Source organism: Bradyrhizobium sp., from assembly GCF_049512235.1.
Taxonomy (GTDB): domain Bacteria; phylum Pseudomonadota; class Alphaproteobacteria; order Rhizobiales; family Xanthobacteraceae; genus Bradyrhizobium.
Window position 1 is genome coordinate 1 of sequence record NZ_JBEKXH010000193.1, and the last position, 22,681, is coordinate 22,681.

Genomic DNA, 22,681 nt, shown 5'->3' on the forward strand with positions numbered 1-22,681 from the left:
GCGTGCGGGAATGCCGGGTGTTTCCGGTGCCTCGCTGTGAATACTCGTGTGCGTGATGGCCGTTTTCTGCACGCGAGGCTGCGGGTGCCACTGGGCATCCGGCATTCCCCACGCCCTCTGTTCTCTCGGGGCGTACGATTCTGGCAACAGCCCGGGCGCATCGCGCCGCGGGGCTGCGAAGGTGTGTTTAAGATGGGCAACGTCATTGCGAGGCGCCGCGGGGCGCGAACGCTTTTACATTGGACGTCATTGCGAGGAGCCCTTGCGACGAAGCAATCCAGCTTTCTTTTCGCGGCGCCAAAGCTGGATTGCTTCGCTAACGCTCGCAATGACGATCTGAAAGAATGACAATCTGAAAGAATGACGGTTTGAAAGATCGTGATCGGCTGTTTGAAAAGTGAATCAGCAATGTGGATCGGGAGCCCGGTGATGGAAGGCGCGATCCCGCGGCATCGGCGGTGCGCCCCCTCTCCCCGTTCTTCACGGGGAGAGGGTTGGGGTGAGGGGCTCTCGAGTAGCTCGACTCGCGGAGGGTCCCCCTCACCCGCCCGGCTTCGCCGGTCGACCTCTCCCCGCAAGCGGGGAGAGGTGCACCGAGCGCGCAAGAGGAACGGACTCTCCATGATCGTCTGCGATACCTTGCTCGGCTGTTCGAAAACGCCTTCGGGCTATTTCGGCCTGTTCGCCATGAGGGACCAGGACCCCGCCATGATTGAAGACCTCCGGCTGGGCCGCGCGCCCTTGGCGCCCGCCTCGAAGCATGCATCGGCCGGCCTCCAGGATGATCTAACCCGCCGGCAAGATCTTTCCGGGATTGAATATATTCTGCGGATCGAGCGCTTGCTTCACCGCGCGCATGGCGTCGAGGGCTTCCGGTCCGAGTTCGGCATTGAGGTATTTCTGCTTGCCCTGGCCGATGCCGTGCTCGCCGGTACAGGTTCCGCCCATCGCTTGCGCCCGTTCCACCAGCCGATGCATGAAGTCCTCGCCGCGCGCCATCTCCTCGCCATCGTCGACGTCGCACAACAGCGAGCAGTGGAAATTGCCGTCGCCGACATGGCCGACAATGGGCGATATCAAATCGAGGCGCTTCAGATCGGCCTCGGTTTCGGTGACGCAATCGGCCAGCCGGGAGATCGGCACGCAGACGTCGGTCGCCACCACGCCGGCACCGGGGCGCAAGGCCTTGACGGCCCAATAGGCGTCGTGCCGCGCCTGCCAGAGCTTGCTGCGGTCCTCAGGCCGCGTGGTCCAGGTGAAATCGCCGCCGCCGCATTCTCCGGCGATCTCGCTGAAATTTTTGGATTGCTCGGCGACCTCGTTTTCGCTGCCATGGAATTCGAGCAGCAGCAGCGGGGTCTCCGGCAACGACAGTTTCGAATAGGAATTGCAGGCCTTGACCTGCTCGGCATTGAGCAGTTCGATGCGCGCGACGGGAATGCCGGTCTGGATCGCCAGTATGGTCGCCTGGCAGGCGCCGCGCACGCTCGCAAACGAGCAGGCCGCCGCCGCGATGGTTTCGGGAATGCCGCGGAGTTTGATGGTGAGTTCGCAGATGATCCCGAGCGTGCCTTCGGCGCCGACGAACAGATGCGTGAGGTCGTAACCGGCGGAGGATTTCTTCGCCCGCGTCCCGGTCGTGATGATCTCGCCATCGCCGCGCACCACCTTGAGCGCGAGCACGTTGTCGCGCATGGTGCCGTAGCGCACCGCGTTGGTGCCGGAGGCGCGCGTCGAGGCCATGCCGCCGAGCGAGGCGTCGGCGCCGGGATCGATCGGGAAGAACACGCCCTGGTCGCGCAGATGCTCGTTCAGCGCCTTGCGGGTCAGGCCGGGCTGGATCACGCAATCCAGATCCTCGACGTGCACTTCCAGCACCTTGTTCATGTCGCGCAGGTCGATCGAGATGCCCCCCGCGGGCGCATTGACCTGCCCCTCCAGCGAGGTGCCGGTGCCGAAGGCGATCACGGGAATGCCGTCTCTGGCGCAGATTCGCACCACGTCCTGGATATCGGACGTCTCCTGCGCCATCACCACCGCGTCGGGCGGCTGCGGCAGCAGCCAGGTCGTGGTATGGGCATGCTGGTCGCGCACCGCCTGCGAGGTGATCAGCCGGTTGCCGAACCGCGCGGCCAGCGCTGCGAGTGCGGCTTTCAGCGCCTGCGGCTCCGGCCGCGGCAGGGGATTGACGACGGTGATGCCCAAGTGAATTCCTCCCGGTCTTTGATCGACCCTTGCAAAGGATATAGGAAGGGTCAAGGGAAGAGGACCGCGCGAAAACCGCTAAAATGGGTTGGGAAACATGACGATGCCGGCTGCCGGTGAAGACGGGCTATTGCGACCCGCGCCGTTTCTGTCGTCGGTGATGCAGATCGAGCCGCAATGGATCGACTACAACGGCCATCTCAACATGGCCTATTATAACGTGATGTTCGACCGCGCCATCGACCAGTTATGGCTCGGGCTCGGGATCGGGCCCGCCTATATGAAGGCGCGGCAGGGCTCAACCTTCACCGCCGAATGCCACGTCCGGTACTTGCGCGAGATCAACCTCGGCGATCCCGTGCAGGTTTCGATCCTGCTGGTTTCCGCCGACGCGAAGCGGCTGCACACCTTCGAGGAACTGCGCCACGCCAGCGAAGGCTGGCTGTCCGCCACCTCCGAAAACATGACCCTTCATGTCGACATGGCGACACGCAAGACCGCGCCTTTTCCACCGGATATTCGCGCCCGCATCGAGGCCGTGGCGAAGGCTCACGCCGCCATCGCGCGCCCGGAGGGCATCGGCCGCAACATCGCGATGCCCTCGAAGTGACGTCTCTCGAAGTGACGTCCGGCGCACCTATATGCGGGTGCGGCCGCGCGCCAGGCCGACCACGGCCGAGACCAGAAACAGCACCACCGCGACGAAGAAGATGATCTTGGCGATTTCGATCGAGGTGCCGGCGATGCCGCCGAAACCGAGGATGCCGGCGATCAGCGCGACGACCAGAAACGTAACGACCCAACTCAGCATGGCAAGGACCCTCTTATAGCAAGTTTGAACTTGAGCGAGACGCGATCGCGCCGCGCATCGGCTGCCGTAATAATCGGAGTTCGGAACGAAAGTTCCGCGTGGTTCCGCTGTCTGCAAGCGGGAAAATTTCGCAAGCTTGCGGGAACAAAATCCGCATCAGACCGGGCGAATGCGGCGGCCAGCGCAACCGATAAAACCTGTCAAATCCGTTGCCAGCGCCCTATATGCCCTTGAAATGCTGCTATGAAGGCTCCCGTTCACGGCCCCACGGTGCCATCGTGGGCGGAAGACGATTCGCATGACCGAGCCGAGCAAGCTGCCCCATCACGGCGTCCCCGCCCATCAGCCCGCGGCTGACGGTATCGCGGCGCGCGCCCGTGCGTCCGCGGTCCCGCAATACCTCGCCGGCCTCAATCCCGAGCAGCGCGCGGCCGTGGAAACACTCGATGGCCCGGTGCTGGTGCTGGCGGGGGCCGGAACCGGCAAAACGCGCGTGCTGACCTGCCGCATTGCCCATATTCTCAGCCTGGGCCGGGCGCGGCCCGGCGAAATCCTCTCGGTCACCTTCACCAACAAGGCGGCGCGCGAGATGAAGCTGCGGCTTGGCCAGATGCTCGGCCAGGCCGTCGAGGGCATGGCCTGGCTCGGCACCTTTCACTCCATCGGCGGACGCATCCTGCGCAGCCATGCCGAGATGGTGCAGCTGAAATCCAACTTCACCGTGCTCGATGTCGACGACCAGATCAGGCTCTTGAAGCAGCTGCTGCAGGCCGACAACATCGACGACAAACGCTGGCCGGCGCGGATGCTGGCCGGCCAGATCGACGGCTGGAAGAATCGCGGCCTGACGCCGTCGCAGGTGCCGCCGGGCGAAGCCGCGGTGTTCGGCAATGGCCGCGGCGGCAAGCTCTACGCGGCCTATCAGGAGCGGCTGAAGATCCTCAACGCCGCCGATTTCGGCGATCTGCTGCTGGAAAACATCCGGCTGTTCCGCGAACATCCGGACGTGCTGCGGCAATATCAGCACCGCTTCAGGTTCATTCTGGTCGACGAATATCAGGACACCAACGTCGCCCAATATCTGTGGCTGCGCTTGCTGGCGCAGGCGCCGAGTTCTCTAACTTCTCCCCGCTCGCGGGGAGAGGTCGATGCACGAAGTGCATCGGGTGAGGGGGATTCTCCGCGAACACCGGTCTCGACGGAGAGTCCCCCTCACCCCAAGCCTCTCCCCGCGAGCGGGGAGAGGGAGCAGAGCACGCCTGCGGCTCCAGCGCCGTTACCATCGCAACCGCCGCCCAAGAACATCTGCTGCGTCGGCGACGACGACCAGTCGATCTATGGCTGGCGCGGCGCCGAGGTCGACAACATCCTGCGCTTCGAGCACGATTTTCCCGGCGCCAAGGTGATCCGGCTGGAGCGCAACTACCGCTCCACCGGCCACATCCTCGCCGCCGCCTCGCATCTGATCGCGCATAATGAAAGCCGGCTCGGCAAGACCCTGCGCACCGAGGAGGTCGACGGCGAGATGGTCACCGTCACCGGCTCCTGGGATTCCGAGGAGGAAGCCCGCGCCATCGGCGAGGAGATCGAGGATCTGCAGCGCGCCGGTCACCGGCTCAACGAGATCGCGATCCTGGTGCGGGCCTCGTTCCAGATGCGCGAATTCGAAGATCGTTTTGTCACCCTCGGCCTGCCCTATCGCGTGATCGGCGGCCCCCGTTTCTACGAGCGCGCCGAAATCCGCGACGCGCTGGCCTATTTGCGCGTCATCAACTCGCCGGCCGACGATCTCGCTTTCGAGCGCATCGTCAATGTGCCGAAGCGCGGGCTCGGCGATGCCACGGTGCAGATGCTGCACGACCATGGCCGCAAGCGCCGCACCCCGCTGTTCGAAGCCGCCCGCGCCGTGGTCGAAACCGACGAGCTGAAACCCAAGGCGCGTGGCGCGTTGCGCGACCTGATCACAAGCTTCGATCGCTGGCGGGCGCAGCGCGAGGTGGTCTCGCATACCGAACTCGCCGAAATCGTGCTCGACGAAAGCGGCTACACCGAGATGTGGCAAAAGGATCGTTCCGCCGACGCCGCCGGCCGGCTCGAAAATCTCAAGGAACTGGTGCGCTCGATGGAGGAGTTCGAGAACCTGCAAGGTTTCCTCGAACACATCTCGCTGGTGATGGACCGCGACGGCGCCGCCGATGATGACGCCGTGTCGCTGATGACGCTGCATTCCGCCAAGGGGCTGGAATTCGACAGCGTGTTCCTGCCGGGCTGGGAGGAAGGGCTGTTTCCGAGTCAGCGTACGCTCGACGAACAGGGCCGCGCCGGCCTGGAAGAAGAGCGCCGCCTCGCCCATGTCGGGCTGACCCGCGCGCGCCGCCGCGCCAAACTCTACTTCGCCACCAACCGGCGCATTCACGGCACCTGGTCGACCACCATTCCCTCGCGCTTTCTCGACGAACTGCCGGCGCACAATGTCGAGATCACGGAATCCCGGGGCGGCTCGGGCTGGGGCGGCACCGGCGGCTACGGCCCCTCGCGCTTCGACAATGTCGAATCGTTCGGCTCGAGCTACTCGACGCCGGGCTGGCAGCGGGCGCAGGCCAACCGCGCGCGCGGCCAGGGCGGCCGCAAGGGACAGGCCGGTGGCGGCTTCAATGAAAGCCAGTCACCGTTTTCGGGCGCACGCAGCGAGGCCCGCGGCAAGGGCGGCCCGATCACGATCGAAGGCGAGCTGATCGCCAAATCCACCGGCACCTTTTCGGAGTTTTCGCTTGATGACCGCGTGTTCCACCAGAAATTCGGCTACGGCAATGTGGTGAAGATCGACGGCAACAAGCTCACGATCAGGTTCGACAAGGCCGGCGAGAAACATTCGCTCGATAGTTACGTGGAGCGGGTTTAGGTCGGTGAACTTCGGCTGGCCGATGTTAGGCTTCCCGGGGATTGCGCAGCGACGGCATCGTCGTATCGATTGGCGCGGTACCCGGAAACCGAAAAATTCATCGGCATTTGAGCGAATTTTTAGCGGCAATACTTATCCGCCGTCTTTACCGAAAAATTGCTTGTGAGGCGTATGCTTCAATCCGGGTTGAAGTTCAGCGTTTGTTTACCATTTGAGGCTTTTCAAAATGGATGAGGCAAAATCCTTTCTCCGGGAACTCGACGAGGCCGTGCTGCGAGGCACGCCCGAAAGCCGCACGCGCGCGTTGTGGCATACCACCGATCTGTTGATCGCCGGCCGCTATAGCGCCGACGAGATCTGGACCTTTGGCGAGGTCATCGGGCGACTGGCCGATGAGATCGAAGTGGCCGCCCGCGCCCAGCTTGCAAGGCGGCTGGCGCGGGTCGCCCATGCCCCGGTCAACATCATCCATAAACTTGCCTTTGACGATTCGATCGACGTCGCCGGGCCGGTCCTGCGGGAATCCGAGCGCCTCGATGCCGCAGCCCTGGTTGCCAACGCCCGCAGCAAAGGCCAGCCGCACCTGCTCGCCATCTCGGAGCGAAAGTCCCTCGACGAGGCGGTCACGGATGTGCTGGTTACGCGCGGCAATTGGGACGTCGTCAACACGGTCGCGCAAAACAAGGGGGCGCGTTTCTCGGAATTCGGCTTCCTGCATATGATCCAACGCGCCGAAGGCGATGCTATTCTGGCCGGGCAAATGGGTCAGCGTCGCGATATTCCCAGGCACGTTTTCCAGCAGCTGATCGCCAAGGCGTCGGAGGAAGTGAAAAAGCGGCTCGAAGGCGAGCGGCCCGATCTGATGAACCAGGTGCAGTCCTCGGTAGCCGAGGTCACGGGCGCCCTGCAGTCCAAGTTCGGCCCTGCATCAAAAAGCTATTTTGTCGCCAAGCGGTTGGTGACAAAACAGCATCAGCAGGGCAACTTGAACGAGAACAGCATTTCCGGCTATGCCCGGTCCCATAGGCTCGACGAGGTCACGATTGGACTTTCCTTGTTGTGCGTGCTGCCGGGCGACGTCATCGAACGCGCGTTGTTCGACAGGGACAGGGAGATGCTGCTGATTCTGGCCAAGGCGCTCGACTTTGCCTGGGAGACCACCATGGCCCTGCTGTTTCTCGGCGCCAAGGACCACCGCATCACGGCGCAAGAACTCAGAGACCTGAAGGAGGAGTATGACTGCCTCAATGTCGAGACCTCCCGGACCGTTCTGGAATTCTATCAGTCGCGCAGGAACGCCGCAGAGGCCGATGTCAATCCGCCGCCGGCCCGTGTGCCATATCCATTCGGGCTTGCGATCTAGATAACCGGGCAACATCGGCCATGAACGCAATGTCTTTTGGCGCAATCATCCGCGAACGTTCCGTTTCCGACGGGGCAAGCCCGGACAACCCCATGGATGCGGCCTGGATCGTTCTCGAAGCCGCCAACGATCTCGAAGACGACGGCACCGTCGCCGCCTGTCGACGGGTCATCGATGCGGGCCTGAACGGCACGCCCGCCTGCCAATCCGACCTGCATGTCATCTTGCATTATTTCAGGTGAATGGCGGACGGTTCGGATTCACGGTGGGCCGTGGCGACCCGGTCACTGACCGGCTGACTTCTCTCCAGAGTCCGCCGCGGGCTCTGCCCGCGCTTGCACCATCGCCAGAACATTCCTATCTGTCGAGGCTCGCCCCGGGCGCGGCCCGGCGCGCGGCGTTGTCCTCACCCGCATCTTTCAGATCGGACCATCAAGCCCGCTATGCCGCCCATCATATCCGTCTCTGGCCTCTCGAAGACCTATGGTTCCGGGTTCAAGGCGCTTGATGACATCAGCCTCGAAATCCAGCGCGGCGAGATCTTTGCGCTGCTCGGTCCGAACGGCGCCGGCAAGACCACGCTGATCAGCATCATCTGCGGCATCACCAATCCAACCGCGGGCACCGTCACCGTCGGCGGCCACGACATCTTCAAATCCTGGCGCGCCACGCGTTCGATGATCGGCCTGGTGCCGCAGGAACTGCACACCGACGCCTTCGAGACGGTGTGGGCGACGGTGAGCTTCAGCCGCGGCCTGTTCGGCAAGCCGAAAAATCCCGCCCATATCGAAAAGGTGCTGAAGGATCTGTCGCTGTGGGACAAGAAGGATGCCAGGATCGTCACGCTGTCCGGCGGCATGAAGCGGCGGGTGATGATCGCCAAGGCGCTGTCGCACGAGCCCCAGGTACTGTTTCTCGACGAACCGACCGCGGGCGTCGACGTCGAACTGCGAAAAGGCATGTGGGAAGTGGTGCGCACCCTGCAGGCCGCGGGCGTCACCATCATCCTCACCACCCATTACATCGAAGAGGCCGAGGAAATGGCCGACCGGATCGGCGTCATCAACAAGGGCCAGATCATCCTGGTCGAGGACAAGGCGGCACTGATGAGAAAGCTCGGTCGGAAGCGGCTCAAGCTGCATCTGCAGCACCGCATCGACGCGCTGCCGCCCGATCTTGCCGCCTACAAACTCGAACTGTCGGACGGCGGCTGCGAGCTTACCTACAATTACGATACCAAAGGCGAACGCACCGGCATTACCAGCCTGCTGAGCGACCTCAGAAGCGCCGGCATCCGGTTCTCCGACCTTGATACCGTCAACAGTTCGCTGGAAGATATCTTCGTCAGCCTGGTGAGGGCGCCATGAATTTCGGGGCGGTCCGCGCCATCTATCTGTTCGAAATGGCGCGCACCTGGCGCACGCTGCTGCAAAGCATCGTCTCGCCCGTGGTTTCGACCTCGCTGTATTTCGTGGTGTTTGGTGCAGCGATCGGCTCGCGCATTGCCGAGATCGAAGGCGTCAGCTACGGCACCTTCATCGTGCCGGGGCTGGTGATGCTGTCGGTCTTGACGCAGAGCATCGCCAACGCCTCGTTCGGCATCTATTTTCCGAAATTCGTCGGTACGATTTACGAACTGTTGTCGGCGCCGATCTCCTATTTCGAGATCGTGCTCGGCTATGTCGGCGCGGCCGCGACCAAATCGATCGTGCTCGGGCTGATCATCCTGGCCACCGCCGGCCTGTTCGTGCCTTTACACATCCACCATCCCGTGTGGATGCTGACCTTCCTGGTGCTGACCGCGGTGACCTTCAGCCTGTTCGGCTTCATCATCGGGATCTGGGCCGACGGCTTCGAAAAGCTGCAGATGATCCCGATGCTGGTGGTGACGCCGCTGACTTTTCTCGGTGGCAGCTTCTACTCGGTGAACATGCTGCCATCGGGCTGGCGCACCATCACGATGCTCAATCCCGTGGTCTACCTGATCTCGGGCTTCCGCTGGAGTTTTTACGAAATCGCCGATGTCAGCGTCGGCCTGAGCCTCGGCATGACGCTGACGTTCCTGGCCCTCTGCATGATCACGGTGTGGTGGATCTTCAAGACCGGCTATCGGCTGAAGAATTGAGGCAGGGTCATTCCGGGGCGCGCGCCGGCGCGAACCCGGAAATGTCGTTGAAGTCGATTTACCGATAGCAGTGGAAGCGATCGTAGCGGTCGTAGAAGCCGCGGCAGCGATAGTGATGCCCGTAGGGAATCCCGAGCACGCCATCCACGGCGCCCATGGCGCCGCCGACGCCGGCCCCGACCGCGCCGCCAACAAGCCCGCCGACCGGACCGGCGGCCCGGTTACCTTCCGCGGCCCCCTCCTGCGCGCCGCGCACGATGCCCTGCGCGCGCCCGGCATGGGGGATCGCAAGCAAGGCAAGAGCGAGCAGAGCCGTCGCGAGATAGGGCTTTGCGGGCGAGCCGGCTGGCAGCGTTGCTGCAGCAGATTTCGTCATCTTCATTTCGTTCACTCGATTCATGATGCTCGGCCGCGAAATGCGCCGGCGAGGAGCCTGGGTAACGCCGATGTGACGAAATAGTTGCGCGCTGGTGAAAGCGTCCGGGAAAATAACTCAAACAGGCCCGCGCACGGCAACAGCCTGGAGGCGCAAACTGACCGCAAGCCGGATTAAGCCCCACCTCCGCCATGTTTGCGTCGGCCCCTGGCATTAAGGATGCCCTGACGGGCCGCTGGAACCAAAGCCGAACTTCGGGCATAGTGATACCGGGGGTGGAAAATTTGGTTGCAGTCAGGCTTTGGAGGCCAAAGGTCAGATGCGTTCCTTCCTCGTTGCCCTCGCTGGGCTGGTGCTGTTCTCAACTGCCGCCGCGCAGGCAAAAGTTTCAATTACCGTCGACAAGAACGTGCAGATGATGACCGTCGCGGTCGACGGCGTCGAGCGCTACCACTGGCCGGTCTCCACCGGCAATCCGTCGCACGAGACGCCGAACGGCAGCTTCCGCACCTTCCGGATGGAAGAAGACCACTACTCCAAGGAATTCGACGACGCGCCGATGCCGCACTCGATCTTCTTCACCAAGATCGGTCACGCGATTCACGGCACCGAGTCCGAAGGCCGGCTGGGCACGCCGGTTTCGCATGGCTGCGTCCGGCTGTCGCGGGACAACGCTGCGACGCTCTATGCGCTGGTCGAACAGGAAGGCGTGCTGAATACCACCGTCACGCTGACCGGTTCGTCGGAGGTCGCGCTGGCGCGTATCCCGCGCAGCCGGCCCGTTGCCGTCGCACGCCGCGACCCGGCCCAGCAGTACGACGCCGCCGGCGAACCCGTGGTGCTGACCCCGCAGCAGGCCGCACCCGGCCAGTATTATGCGGCGCCGCCCCAGCCCCAGGCCCGGGCCGATGACGGTTACTACTATCCGGCCGACGGCAGCCAGGACACCGCGCGCTATCCGGCGCCGCGCGGCAGCCGCCGGCGGCTCTATGACGCGCAGGCCTATCCGCAGCCGCAATATCAGAATCAATATCAATATGACGACGACGGCGGCGGTTACCCGCGGCAATATCAGCCGCAGGTCTACGCGCCGCGGCCGTATTACCAGCCGCGCGGGCTGTTCAACTGACGGGACACGAACCGAAACTAACCCATCGCCACCGCGTCGCCCGCGGTGCCATGCTTGCGCTGGTCGAACCACATCGTGCCGAGCACGAACACCCCGAGCCTGAATTACCAGTGTCAGGTCCCGGGAATAGCGCGGGTTCGGCACAATATCCTGCTGCCCTTACTCGACCAGCCGGTATATGCGCGGCCCGAAAAAGAATTACTTTCTATTGCTCGCCGTCGCGCAGCCGCCGCCCATCGGCCTCCTCGCGCGCGCAGACCACGACCGAGGTCGCGAAGATGTATTCGGCGTCGCGGTTGGAATCCTCGCTGTAGACCCAGCTCTTAAGGTCGTTGGCTTCGGCAATGCCGACGATGACGCTGGACAATTCCAGATGACGGTTGGAGACGTGCATCACGACGGCACCCTGCGGCGCCAGCCTGTCCTTGTAGATCTTCATCGCCTCCCTGGTGGCGAGATGGATCGGGATCGCGTCCGACGAATAGGCATCGACGATGATCAGATCGTAGATGCCATCAGGCTCTTTGGCGAATGTCAGCCGCGCATCGCCGATCACCGGCTTAAGATCCGGCGCGCAGTCCCGGATGTAGGTAAAATATTTCGGGTCGCGCGCGGTATCGACCATCGACTGGTCGATCTCGAAGAACTTCCAGGCCTCGCCCGGCTCGGAGGCGCAAGCAAGCGTGCCCGAGCCGAGGCCGATCACCGCGACGCGAAGCGGGGCGCCCTTGCGTTCGCGAACCGCCGTGATCGCCTGCCCGATGCCGCCGTCCTTGTGATAATACGTTATCGGCTCGGGCCGCCCGGTTACCGGCGTGCCGTCGTCGTTCTGGAATTTCTGAGCGCCGTGGATCGTGGTGCCGTGCATCAGCACATGATACTGGCCATGTGGCGTCACCACGATCTTGTGGACGCCGAAGAAGCTGCGCACGGTTTCGACGCGGCCGTCGTCCGCCGGATAGACCCGGATCAACACCAGCGCCAGGCTCACCAGGGCCGCGAGCTTGAAGCGATCCGCCTTGAGCACGATCGCCAGCAGCATCGCAATAACCGCGACCGTGCTGGCCACAACCACCCTCTGGTCATCCAGCCAGCTGAATACCTTGCCCGTGCTGAACGAAGGCGCGATCAGCGCCGCCGCGACGATGACCAATAGCCGCCAGTACCAGCGGCTGCAGCGCGGCCATCGCTCGGCGCCGGACGGACGGCACAACACGGCCATGACCACCAGGATCGGGTATTCCGCGACCCACGAAAACGCATAGGGCGCGATCAAGCCGGCGAACAGGCCGCCAAGCATGCCGCCGAACGACAGCGCGACATAGAAGCCGGTGAGATATTTCGCGGCCGGGCGGCTGCGCGCCAGTTCGCCATGGCAGGCCATGGCGATAACAAAGAAGCAAAGCAGGTGACCACCAAGCGTCAGCGGCAGGTTCTGTTCGCCGCCAAGCGCGAGCAACATGACCACTCCCGTGATCGCCAGCGGCTGGGCCAGCAGCATCCATTCGTGCGGCAGCAGCGGGCGCGACTGGAATACCAGCACCCAGGTCAAGAGATAGAGCGACAGCGGCAGCACCCACAATAGCGGCGCGGCGGCGACGTCGGTGGAAATATGCGCGGTGACCGCGATCAGCAGTCCGGAGGGCACCGCGGCGAGAAAGATCCAGCGTGCGCGCAAGCCCCAGGGTGGCGCCGGCGCGTCGGTCGTTTCGGCAAGCACATCGACGGCGGCTGATGCCGGCGAGCGCAGCAACAGCACACTGCAAGCCGCGATCAGAACGATCAGCAGCCCATAGAAGCTGGTCCAGATCAGGTTCTGCGTGCGCAGCGTGAACATCGGCTCCAGCAGCACCGGATAGGACAACAGCGCCAGGAAACTGCCGATGTTCGAGGAGGCATAGAGGAAATAGGGGTCGGGACCACTCGGATGGCCCGTGCGAACGAACCATGCCTGCAGCAAGGGATTGTTGGCGGTGAGCGCGAAGAACGGCAGCCCGATCGAGATCGCGAACAGGCCGAGCAGCCAGAAGGCATAGCCGGAGGTCGGCGGCTCGCCCCAGCCGCCCGCGATCGACAGCGGCAGTGTCAGCAACGCCACCACCAGCAGCACCAGATGAATGGCTACCGGCAGCATGCGGTTTTGAATTTGCATCAGACAATGCGCATAGGCATAGCCGGCGAGCAGCAGCGACTGGAAGAACACCATCGCCACCGACCATACCGCCGGCGAGCCGCCGAGCCGGGGCAGCACCATCTTGGTGAACAAGGGCTGCACCGCGAACAACAACAACGCGCTGACGAAGATCGCGGCGGTATAGACTGACAGCACCAGCCGATTCCGACTTGCGGAAGGCTGTTCCGCGACCACGGACGCCTCAAGTAGTGTTGTCATGAACACTCCGGGCTCGAATCCGGCAGCCGCCGGGATTCCGGCCACGCGCGCGCCGGAACGGGCAATGGAGCATATGGCGACGCGGCGGGCAATGCAGGGGCAGAACCGAAATCGTCACTTGAGGCTGTGCTGACATTCACGTCTTCGCTAAGGAGGAGGCAGGAAGCATAATGAAACATAGAAACGTCATTCCGGGGCCTGCCGAAGGCAGGAACCTGGAATCCCGAGAATGTCCTTGCGACCTTCGATCTCGAGATTCCGGGTTCATGCCGTCGGGCGGCGCGGCGCGCCGACCCGTTGACGATGCCCCGGAATGACGAAATCATGAGGCGCGGATGCGCGTTCACATCGATCAAACCTTCTTGACGCCAACATGACAGAGACCGACGTCATCATCATCGGCGCAGGCCATAACGGCCTCACCTGCGCGGCCTACCTTGCAATGGCGGGCTTGCGCGTGAAGGTGGTCGAGCGCCGCAAGGTGGTCGGCGGCGCAGCAGTGACGGAAGAATTTTACGGGGGATTTCGCAATTCGGTCGCGGCCTACACCGTCAGCCTGCTCAACCCGAAGATCATTTCCGATCTGAAACTGGCCGACCACGGCCTGCGCATCGTCGAACGCCGCGCGCAGAATTTTATGCCATCCCTCGACGGCCGCTATCTCTTGACCGGCGAAGGCCGCACCCGGCAATCTCTGGCAACCCTCAGCGAGCGCGATGCCAGCAAATTCGACGCCTTCACGCGCGAGCTCGAAGTCATCGCCGATGTGCTGCGCGCCTTGGTGTTGCGCGCGCCGCCGAACCTGGTCGAGGGATTTGGCGCTGGCGCAATCCGCGAAGTTATTAACGCCATGGGGACTGCCGGCATTCTGCGCCGGCTTTCGCTCGAACAGCAGCGTTCGCTGCTCGATCTTTTTACCCGCTCGGCCGGCGAGATGCTGGAAGACGTTTTCGATCACGATCTGATCAAGTCGCTGTTCGGCTTCGACGCCATCGTCGGCAACTATGCCAGTCCCTACGCCGCCGGGTCGGCCTACGTCATGCTGCATCATGCGTTCGGCGAGGTGAACGGCAAGAAGGGCGTCTGGGGCCACGCCATCGGCGGCATGGGCGCGATTACGCAGGCGATGGCGCACGCCGCGTGCGGCCATGGCGCTGAGATCGAACTCGATGCCGGTGTGCGCGAAGTGATCGTCGAACGCGACCGTGCGGTCGGCGTCATCCTCGAAGATGACAAAAGCATCCGTGCCAAATACGTCGCCTCCAGCGTCAATCCGAAACTACTGTACACGCGGCTGGTGCCGGCGAATGCGCTGCCGCCAGCCTTTCTTGATCGCATTCAAAACTGGCGCAATGGCTCCGGCACCTTCCGCATGAATGTGGCGCTCCATGCCCTGCCCTCGTTCGCGGCGCTGCCGGGCGGGGGCGATCATCTCACCGCCGGCATCATCATCGCCCCTTCTTTGCCCTATATGGATCGCGCCTGGCAGGACGCGCGGATGCAGGGCTGGAGCCGCGAGCCGATCGTGGAGCTTTTGATCCCCTCGACCCTGGACGACACGCTGTGCCCGCCGGGCCGGCATGTCGCCAGCCTGTTCTGCCAGCACGTCGCGCCGCACCTGCCCGAGGGCCGAACATGGGACGATCATCGCGAGGAGGTTGCCGATCTCATGATCGCGACGGTAGATCGTTACGCGCCGGGTTTTGCGGCAAGCGTGATCGCGCGACAGGTGCTTTCGCCGCTCGATCTCGAACGTCAGTTCGGCCTGCTCAGCGGCGATATCTTTCATGGCGCGCTGACGTTGAACCAATTGTTCTCGGCGCGACCGATGCTCGGCCATGCCGATTACCGCGGTCCCCTGAAGGGCCTCTACCATTGCGGCAGCGGCGCCCATCCCGGCGGCGGCGTGACCGGCGCGCCCGGCCACAACGCCGCGCAGGTGATTTTAAGGGATCACCGGGCGCTGTTTCGTTGAGTCGACCGGCCTCGTCATAATGGCGCGATCAACGACCGCAGGATTACACAGGCGGGGCTCAGAACCTCAGGACCGTCGCAACGACCGTACTATCGGTTGATAACGCGGTGGATAGGCGGTGGAAAACCGGTTGATAGGCTTGGGAGAGGCTTGTGCCTTGGCGGTAAAAAAGCGGCGGCAAAGCTGTGTACAACCGGGGTATGTTCGCATGTACGATGCTGGTATGTTCCGTTGCATATGCCTGTAGGGGAACCTTGCATTGGGGACCGACAAGGCTGTGCCCGCCGGTCCCTACCGGAGCCTGAATATCCCCCTTCTTAATGGTCAGACTCCTGCAGCCATCCTTGCTATGCTGCGCCGAACGCAGGGAAAGGAAGCCGACATGGCGCTGATCAATCGTAAATTCTACCAGAGTTGGCGTGGGCCCAGCCCAAACGATCAGGATTTCTGGTCGTTGGTGTTTGATCCGGAAGCCCGGCGTTTGCTGGTGCGTCACGAATGGCAGACTTCGCGGCACAACGGCTTCGAGGATGTGGACATCGCAGAATTCCTGAAACAGACCGGGAACGCACAAACGGCCCTGATCGACAGCCTGTTTCTTGCACCCGTGGATGCCTGATCCTCGCACCCGTGGATGCCTGAGGCGAAGGTGGGGCACAACCTTGTGAGTAAACGGGGTATATCCCTGTGGATAAGGTAGTGTCTCAGTTCGAAATTCCGCTCGTGACGCCGACAGATTGAAGCTAAGCGACACAATCCGTCACCGGCCCGGAACTCGATGATCTCTACCCTTACCCCAAGCACCCACCGCGCCACCTTTGCCATCGGCCACGAACAACAGGCGAAGCGCGTGGTCGATCTCCTGACCGAGAGCTTGTTCGAGGGCCAGGCCGCGATCGCCGCGTTCGAGGGGCCCGGCGGGCGCTGGGCCATCACGATGCATTTTGCGGTAGCGCCCGACCGGGCCGAAATTCGCGAACTGGTCCGGCTAGCCGCCGGCGACGACGTCGCTGACGCCACCACCTTTGATAGCGTGGCGGCGAAAGATTGGGTGAAGGCGACGCTCGACGAACTGGTTCCGGTTCACGCCGGGCGCTTCGTCGTGCACGGCGCCCATGACCGCGGCAATGTAGCGCCCAACATGCTCGGCATCGAGATCGAGGCGGCGATGGCGTTCGGCACCGGCCACCACGGCACCACGCGCGGCTGCTTGTGGCTGCTCGATACCGTGCTGAGAGCCTATCGGCCGCAGCGCGTGCTCGATCTCGGCACCGGCACCGGCGTGCTGGCGATCGCCGCCGCCAAAGCCTTGCAAATAAAGGTGCTAGCCAGCGACATCGATTCCTTGGCGGTACGGACGGCACAGAACAATGCGGGGCTCAACGGCGTCGGCGGCCGGGTGCGGACCATCCGCGCCAACGGACTGGCCGCGCCAGAGTTCGCTTCGCGCGGACCGTTCGATCTGGTGCTGGCCAATATTCTCGCCAACCCCTTGCGGCAATTGGCAACGCCGCTGGCACTGCAGTTGGCGCCATCGGCGCTGGTGATCTTGTCGGGGCTGTTGCCGCATCAGGCCCGAGGCGTTGTTGCCGCCTACCGCGCGCGGGGACTGCTGCTCGTGCGGCATCTTAAAATCGAGGGCTGGAGCAGTCTGCTGATGCGCAGGGCGCGTTGACGCTTAGCATAAGCTGCCGTCATCGGTGGGCCTTCGGTCGGCGATTGCCGACTTGAGGCGCGGGCCCGGGATCCAAACTCCCGATCGTGGTCATGAATTCCGGGCTCGCTCGCCGCGCTCGCGCCATCAGATTTGCAATTGCACATCGGGGAATGACGGTGATTATTGTTGGCAGCCGGATCAGTTCAAACTGATCTGCATCAAGTCTGTGACTTTCGCTGGCGGCCGGATATGCCGCTCCTTTCCTGGCGCGGGCTGCGCTTGACGCGCACCTCGACGAAACGATCCAGGATTTGAGCGATCACACCGCGTTGCTTTTTGACGATTGGAGGAACTGGGCCAGGGCGCAACGGGGGTGAAATCTTTTCAAACGTGAAAGCAGGCATCGTGCATCCCCTCTTCGTTGAGTTGAAGCAATCCTGGATTTCCCCCTGAAGTTTAGGGAACGGCCAGTGATGGCAAACCGTTCCATCCTGTCTGCTGCAGGCGGGGCCAACTAAAGCATATGTTATCTCGAATCGAAAGCATTTTGCGCCGCATTGCGCAGCCCGGCGGGTAATCCTAAAGTAGCTCGGCCATGTTCGAAGCCCATTTCCAGACGTTCGAAGATCCCGAAACCGGCGTTGCGCTGAGCGCGCGGTTGTCGGCCTTTCGCGAAGAGCTGACGCGGCGGAACCTGACGGGATTTGTAGTTCCCCGCGCCGATCAGCAGCAAAACGAATATGTCGCGCCCTCCGAAGAACGGTTGGCCTGGCTGACCGGATTCACCGGATCGGCCGGCATGGCGATCGTGCTGACGCAAACCGCGGCGGTCTTCGTCGATGGCCGCTACACGCTGCAAGCGGCAAAGCAGGTCGACGCCAAGGCCTGGACTGTCGAGCCGCTGGTCGATCCTCCGCCCGAGGACTGGCTGGTCCGGCATCTCACCGCCGGCGATCGCCTAGGATTTGATCCATGGTTGCACACTTCTGCGGCAGTCGAACGGCTGATCGCTGCCTGCGCCAAGGCCGGCGCCGATCTGATCGCCGTCGAAACCAACCCGCTCGACCAGGTGTGGATCGAGCGCCCGGCGCCGCCGCTTGGCGCGGTTTCCGTTCACGGCCCGCAATTTTCGGGCACAGCGGAGGCCGAGAAGCTCAAGCGTATTGATCTTGAAATCGCCCGGCTCGGCGTCGATGCGCTGGTGCTGTCGGATTCGCATGCGGTGGCCTGGACCTTCAACATCCGCGGCGCCGACGTCTCGCATACGCCGCTGCCCTTGTCCTACGCGCTGGTGACGAAGGACGGCCGTCCGACCGTCTTCATCGATCACCGCAAGCTGTCGAACAGTGCCCGCGACCACCTCGAACAGACCGCCGATGTCGAGGAGCCGGCAGCGCTGGCGCCGTTGCTGACCGAACTGGCGCAGCGCGGCGCATCGGTCGGGCTCGACGCGGCCACCGCCTCGGACGCGCTGAGCCGGCTGATCACTGCCGCCGGCGGCAAGCCGGTGCGCGGCAACGATCCGGTCAGCCTGCTCAAGGCGGTCAAGAACCAAACCGAGATCGAGGGCAGCCGCATGGCGCACCGGCGCGATGCGGTGGCGCTGGCGCGGTTCCTGGCCTTCATCGACCGCGAAGCGCCAACAGGCGCGCTGACCGAGATAGATGCCGTCGAGGCGCTGGAGACCTTCCGCCGTGACACCGGCGCGCTGAAGGATGTCTCGTTCCCGACCATCTCCGGCACCGGGCCGAACGGCGCCATCGTGCATTATCGCGTCACCCGCAAAAGCAACCGGCGGATCGCGCCGGGTGACCTCTTGCTGATCGATTCCGGCGCCCAATATGAGGACGGCACCACCGACGTCACCCGCACCATTGCAATCGGCGCGCCGACGCTCGAGATGTGCGACCGCTTCACCCGCGTGCTGCGCGGCCATATCGCGATCGCGCGCGCGGTCTTTCCCGATGGCACCACCGGTGCGCAGCTCGACACGCTGGCGCGGCAATATCTCTGGCAGGCCGGCATCGATTTCGATCACGGCACCGGCCACGGCGTCGGCAGCTATCTGTCGGTGCACGAGGGCCCGGCGCGAATTTCAAAACTCGGCACCACGGCGCTGAAGCGTGGCATGATCCTCTCCAACGAACCCGGCTACTACAAGACCGACGCGTTCGGGATCCGGATCGAGAATCTGGAACTGGTGGTCGGCACTGAGATCGCTGGCTCAGAGAAGCCGGTCAACGCCTTCGAGACGCTGACGCTCGCGCCGATCGATCGCCGTCTGATCGATCTCAACATGCTGGATGGAGACGAGTTGAGCTGGCTCAACGATTATCACGCCAGGGTGCGTCACGAGGTGCGCCCGCATCTCGACGAAGCCACCAAAGTGTGGCTTGAAGCCGCGACGGAGCCGCTGTCGCTGTAGCGGGAATTGCCGAGACTGCTCGCCACAGCCTCGACTGTCATGCCGCTTTAAGCAGGGCATCCGGTACGCCGTGCCCTCTCGCTTCTATTACTCTTGCTCTGGAATGCTGGGTCACCCGCTATTCGCAGGTGATGAGGACCAGTTTGATGGCGGTCCCACCGCCCCGCTCGCGCATCAGGTAACCGCGTCCCGAAAACGGAATAGCCGCATTCCGAATCACAGCTGTTCCCGCTGACGCTTGAGGCGCTACAGTCCTGATTCACGAGACCGGAATCAGACCTCAATGCACGGCGTGATGGGCAGGCCGCCCGGGGCGGCGACGGAAAAGGCCGCGACATCGCCGATGATGCTGCTGTTGCTGGTCGCGATGACGGGCGTCGCGCCGATTTCGCTCTACATGCTGGTGCCAGCGCTGCCGGTGCTCGCCACTGCCTTCGGGCACGATATCTCGATCGCACAGATGACGGTGTCGCTCTACATGGTCGGCATTGCCTGCTCGCAGATTATCATGGGCCCGCTGTCGGATCGCTTCGGACGCCGCCCGGTATTGCTGGCGGGCCTCTGGCTGATGGTGATCGCGAGCGCGGCTTGCATCTTTGCCGAAAGCCTGCCGCAACTGATCGCGGCACGGTTTCTGCAGGCGCTCGGTGGCGCCAGCGGGATGGTAGTGAGCCGCGCCATCATCCGAGATCTCTACAGCCGCGAGCGTGTCGGTTCGATGATCAGCCTCGTGATCGCGGTCATGATGATCGCGCAGATGCTGAGCCCGCTGACCGGCGGGCTTTTGGAAACCGCTTTCGGCTGGCGCTCGATCTTCTACGTCATCACTGCGGCCTCGCTGGTGATTGCGGTTTCGATCGCCGTCATGCTGCCGGAAACGCGCCGCGTCCGCGCCGGGGGAAGCGGATTTCGCGGCGATGTCGGCAGCCTGATCAAAAGCCGTACCTTCGTCGGCTATATGCTGTGTCAGGTGCTGGCCTCGCAGATCATCTTTACCTTTGCCGGCGGCGGTCCCTATATCGTGGTCATGCAGATGGGCCGCAGCGGTGCCGAATACGGTGCCTGGTTTGCCACCACGGGGTTCGCCTATCTGATCGGCAATCTGTTTTGCGTGCGCTTCGCGCCACATCATCAGCTGGAGAAACTGATCTGGTTCGGGCTGGCCTTGCAGTTTGCAGGCAGCCTATTGAACCTCGTTTGGGGGATTGCCGGGCTCAACCAGGCGCCGCCCTGGCTGTTTGGCACCCAGATGCTGGTGATGTTCGCCAACGCCTTCGTGATGTCGAACTCGGCGGCCGGCGCCATCAGCGTCCGCCCGGAGGCCGCGGGCACCGCTTCGGGCGCCATGGGCTTTCTGCAGATGGGGCTCGGCGCGCTGCTCTCGCAATTCGGCGCCTATCTCGGCGGCCATTTTGCGACACCCGTGCCGCTCAATCTCGCCATCGTGGTTTTATCCGCCGCCTGCGCGTCGACCATGATTTTCCTGATTCCACGGCGTACATTGGTACTGAGCGAGGCGTTAGTCGAACAGGCGGAGGAGGAAGAGTCGGGGTTGCTGTGAGGGCGACGCACCGCCGTCGTTTCAGTAGATGAAGGTGTCATCGCCCGCTTAGGCGGGCGATCCAGTACGCCGGGCCCGCTCGATCCATCACGCTTGCTCTGGAATACTGGATCAACCACTGGCGCATGTCGTTGGCGGCGCGGAGCGCCGACCCGGTGGCGGGTGACGACATCGGTATGTTTGGCACCGCAACGGGCGATCTCACCCTCCCACCATCTTCAGCCATTCATCCTCGGTCAGCACGGCGACGCCGTGTTTTTTGGCATCCGTGAGTTTCGAGCCGGCGCCGGGACCGGCGACCACATAATCGGTCTTCTTCGACACCGAGCCGGCCGCCTTGGCCCCTAGCCGCTCGGCCATGGCCTTGGCTTCATCGCGCGTCATCTTTTCCAGCGCACCGGTGAAGACCACGGTCTTGCCGGCGATGGCCGAATTGCTTTTCGGCTTCTCGGCATCGAGGATGGTAACCTCTTTGGTCAAGCGCTCGACGATGCCGCGGTTATGGCTCTCGCCGAAATAGGCCTTGATGCTGGCGATCACGGTGTCGCCGATCTGGTCCAGCGCATCCATCTCGGCGATCGCCTCGTCGTCGCCCTTTGCCACTTTGATGCATGCATCATGAAATGCCTGCCAGGAACCATAACCGCGCGCCAGCGCCAGCGCCGTGGTCTCGCCGACATGGCGCATGCCGAGCGCAAAGATAAAGCGCTCCAGCGCGACGCGGCGGCGCTGCTCGATGGCGGCGAACAGATTGCGCACCGAGGTCTCGCCATAGCCTTCGATCTGCTCCAGCTTGATTTTCGTGTTTCGCGCTTCAAGCGTGAAGATATCAGCCGGCTCCTTCACCCACCCCTGCTCGAAAAAAAACTCGATCTGCTTCTCGCCGAGCCCGTCGATATCGAAGGCGCGGCGCGAGGCGAACAGTTTCAGGTGCTCGATCTTCTGGTAGGGACAGGCAAACTCGCCGGTGCAACGGGCGCGGGCGCCCTCCTCGCCGGTGGCGGTTTCCTCGCGGACCACGTCGGTATGCAGCGGGCACGGACATTTCTTCGGAAAGTGAAACTTTTGGGCGTCTCGCGGCCGCTTGTCGATCACGACGTCGACAATCTGAGGGATCACGTCACCGGCGCGCTGGATGATGACGGTGTCGCCGATCCGGATGTCGCGTCCTTCGCGTATTTGCTCACCGTCGCCGCCGATGCCGTTGATGTAATCCTCGTTGTGCAGCGTGACGTTTTGCACGATGACGCCGCCGACGCCAATCGGCTCGAGCTTGCCGACCGGCGTAAACGAGCCGGTGCGGCCGACCTGGATCTCGATATCCCGCAGCACCGTCATGGCGCGTTCGGCCGGGAATTTGTGCGCGATCGCCCAGCGCGGCGTGCGCGACACGAAGCCGAGCCGCTCCTGCCAGTCGAGACGGTCGACCTTGTAGACGACACCATCGATATCGTAATCGAGTTCGGCGCGCTGCTCCTCGATTTTGCGATGAAACGCGATCAGTTGGTCGACCGAGCGGCAGATCCGGGTCAGCGGATTGGTCCTGAAGCCGCAGCGCTCGAACCAGGAGATCATGCCGGACTGGGTATCGGCCGGCATACCCGTCATCTCGCCCCAGGCATAGGCAAAGAAGCCCAGGGGACGCGACGCGGTGACGGACGGATCCTTCTGACGCAACGAGCCCGCCGCCGAATTGCGCGGATTGGCGAAGATGGTGTCTCCGGCCGCCTTCTGCCGCTCGTTGAGCGCCAGAAAGGCCT

16 protein-coding genes and 1 pseudogene are annotated in these 22,681 nt (G+C 63.2%); 12 read left to right on the plus strand and 5 right to left on the minus strand.

Features of this window, described 5'->3' with window-relative positions; translation table 11 throughout:
- Positions 1-786: 786 nt before the first annotated feature.
- On the minus strand, positions 787-2,205 hold the full coding sequence (locus tag ABSG20_RS18580) for an FAD-binding oxidoreductase (RefSeq protein ID WP_423865971.1): 1,419 nt from the start codon (positions 2,203-2,205) through the stop codon (positions 787-789).
- A gap of 97 nt (positions 2,206-2,302) precedes the next feature.
- Here ABSG20_RS18580 and ABSG20_RS18585 point away from each other — a divergent pair, with 97 nt between their 5' ends.
- Entirely contained in the window at positions 2,303-2,815 is a 513-nt protein-coding gene (locus ABSG20_RS18585; RefSeq protein ID WP_423865972.1) for a thioesterase family protein, read from the plus strand.
- Between the two features lie 27 nt (positions 2,816-2,842).
- On the opposite strand, the gene ABSG20_RS18590 is transcribed toward ABSG20_RS18585, so the two are convergent.
- A complete protein-coding gene (locus tag ABSG20_RS18590; RefSeq protein WP_423865973.1) occupies positions 2,843-3,016 on the minus strand; it encodes a DUF1328 domain-containing protein in 174 nt (57 codons plus the stop codon).
- A gap of 298 nt (positions 3,017-3,314) precedes the next feature.
- On the opposite strand from ABSG20_RS18590, the gene ABSG20_RS18595 reads away from it, so the two are divergent.
- The 5 genes from ABSG20_RS18595 to ABSG20_RS18615 all read left to right on the plus strand — a co-directional run bounded on the left by ABSG20_RS18595 (position 3,315) and on the right by ABSG20_RS18615 (position 9,406).
- Positions 3,315-5,918, plus strand: coding sequence for an ATP-dependent helicase (locus tag ABSG20_RS18595; protein WP_423865974.1), 2,604 nt, complete (start codon positions 3,315-3,317; stop codon positions 5,916-5,918).
- 226 nt (positions 5,919-6,144) lie between these two features.
- On the plus strand, positions 6,145-7,281 hold the full coding sequence (locus ABSG20_RS18600) for a DUF2336 domain-containing protein (RefSeq protein WP_423865975.1): 1,137 nt from the start codon (positions 6,145-6,147) through the stop codon (positions 7,279-7,281).
- Positions 7,282-7,373: 92 nt separating this feature from the next.
- Positions 7,374-7,523, plus strand: coding sequence for a hypothetical protein (locus ABSG20_RS18605; protein WP_423865976.1), 150 nt, complete (start codon positions 7,374-7,376; stop codon positions 7,521-7,523).
- A gap of 201 nt (positions 7,524-7,724) precedes the next feature.
- Positions 7,725-8,648 carry an ABC transporter ATP-binding protein gene (locus ABSG20_RS18610; RefSeq protein ID WP_423865977.1) on the plus strand — a complete coding sequence of 308 codons (924 nt, stop codon included), beginning with the start codon at positions 7,725-7,727 and terminating at the stop codon, positions 8,646-8,648.
- Positions 8,645-9,406 (plus strand): ABC transporter permease, encoded by a 762-nt coding sequence (locus tag ABSG20_RS18615; protein WP_423865978.1) that lies wholly within the window; start codon positions 8,645-8,647, stop codon positions 9,404-9,406. Before ABSG20_RS18610 ends, ABSG20_RS18615 begins: the two co-directional genes overlap by 4 nt.
- 58 nt (positions 9,407-9,464) lie before the next feature.
- Here the strand turns inward: ABSG20_RS18615 and ABSG20_RS18620 are convergent, their stop codons facing one another.
- Positions 9,465-9,788, minus strand: coding sequence for a hypothetical protein (locus tag ABSG20_RS18620; protein ID WP_423865979.1), 324 nt, complete (start codon positions 9,786-9,788; stop codon positions 9,465-9,467).
- A gap of 313 nt (positions 9,789-10,101) precedes the next feature.
- Here ABSG20_RS18620 and ABSG20_RS18625 point away from each other — a divergent pair, with 313 nt between their 5' ends.
- A complete protein-coding gene (locus ABSG20_RS18625; protein WP_423865980.1) occupies positions 10,102-10,911 on the plus strand; it encodes a L,D-transpeptidase in 810 nt (269 codons plus the stop codon).
- Between the two features lie 223 nt (positions 10,912-11,134).
- Here ABSG20_RS18625 and ABSG20_RS18630 read toward each other — a convergent pair.
- Positions 11,135-13,303, minus strand: a pseudogene (locus ABSG20_RS18630) (spermidine synthase); the annotation flags it as partial.
- Between the two features lie 373 nt (positions 13,304-13,676).
- Here ABSG20_RS18630 and ABSG20_RS18635 point away from each other — a divergent pair.
- From ABSG20_RS18635 to ABSG20_RS18655, 5 genes are all read left to right on the plus strand, one after another.
- On the plus strand, positions 13,677-15,278 hold the full coding sequence (locus ABSG20_RS18635; protein WP_423865981.1) for a phytoene desaturase family protein: 1,602 nt from the start codon (positions 13,677-13,679) through the stop codon (positions 15,276-15,278).
- Positions 15,279-15,537: 259 nt separating this feature from the next.
- Complete coding sequence (locus tag ABSG20_RS18640; protein WP_423865982.1) at positions 15,538-15,897, plus strand: hypothetical protein; 360 nt, start codon at positions 15,538-15,540, stop codon at positions 15,895-15,897.
- 159 nt (positions 15,898-16,056) lie between these two features.
- A complete protein-coding gene (locus ABSG20_RS18645; protein WP_423865983.1) occupies positions 16,057-16,953 on the plus strand; it encodes a 50S ribosomal protein L11 methyltransferase in 897 nt (298 codons plus the stop codon).
- A 577-nt stretch (positions 16,954-17,530) separates the two neighbouring features.
- Positions 17,531-19,360 carry an aminopeptidase P family protein gene (locus ABSG20_RS18650; RefSeq protein WP_423865984.1) on the plus strand — a complete coding sequence of 610 codons (1,830 nt, stop codon included), beginning with the start codon at positions 17,531-17,533 and terminating at the stop codon, positions 19,358-19,360.
- Between the two features lie 283 nt (positions 19,361-19,643).
- The gene (locus tag ABSG20_RS18655; protein ID WP_423865985.1) at positions 19,644-20,921 is read left to right on the plus strand and encodes a multidrug effflux MFS transporter; all 1,278 of its coding nucleotides are present in this window, start codon (positions 19,644-19,646) and stop codon (positions 20,919-20,921) included.
- A 201-nt stretch (positions 20,922-21,122) separates the two neighbouring features.
- On the opposite strand, the gene ligA is transcribed toward ABSG20_RS18655, so the two are convergent.
- Positions 21,123-22,681, minus strand: a 1,559-nt coding sequence (gene ligA, locus ABSG20_RS18660) for an NAD-dependent DNA ligase LigA (RefSeq protein WP_423865986.1), incomplete at its 5' end; no start/stop codon positions are given.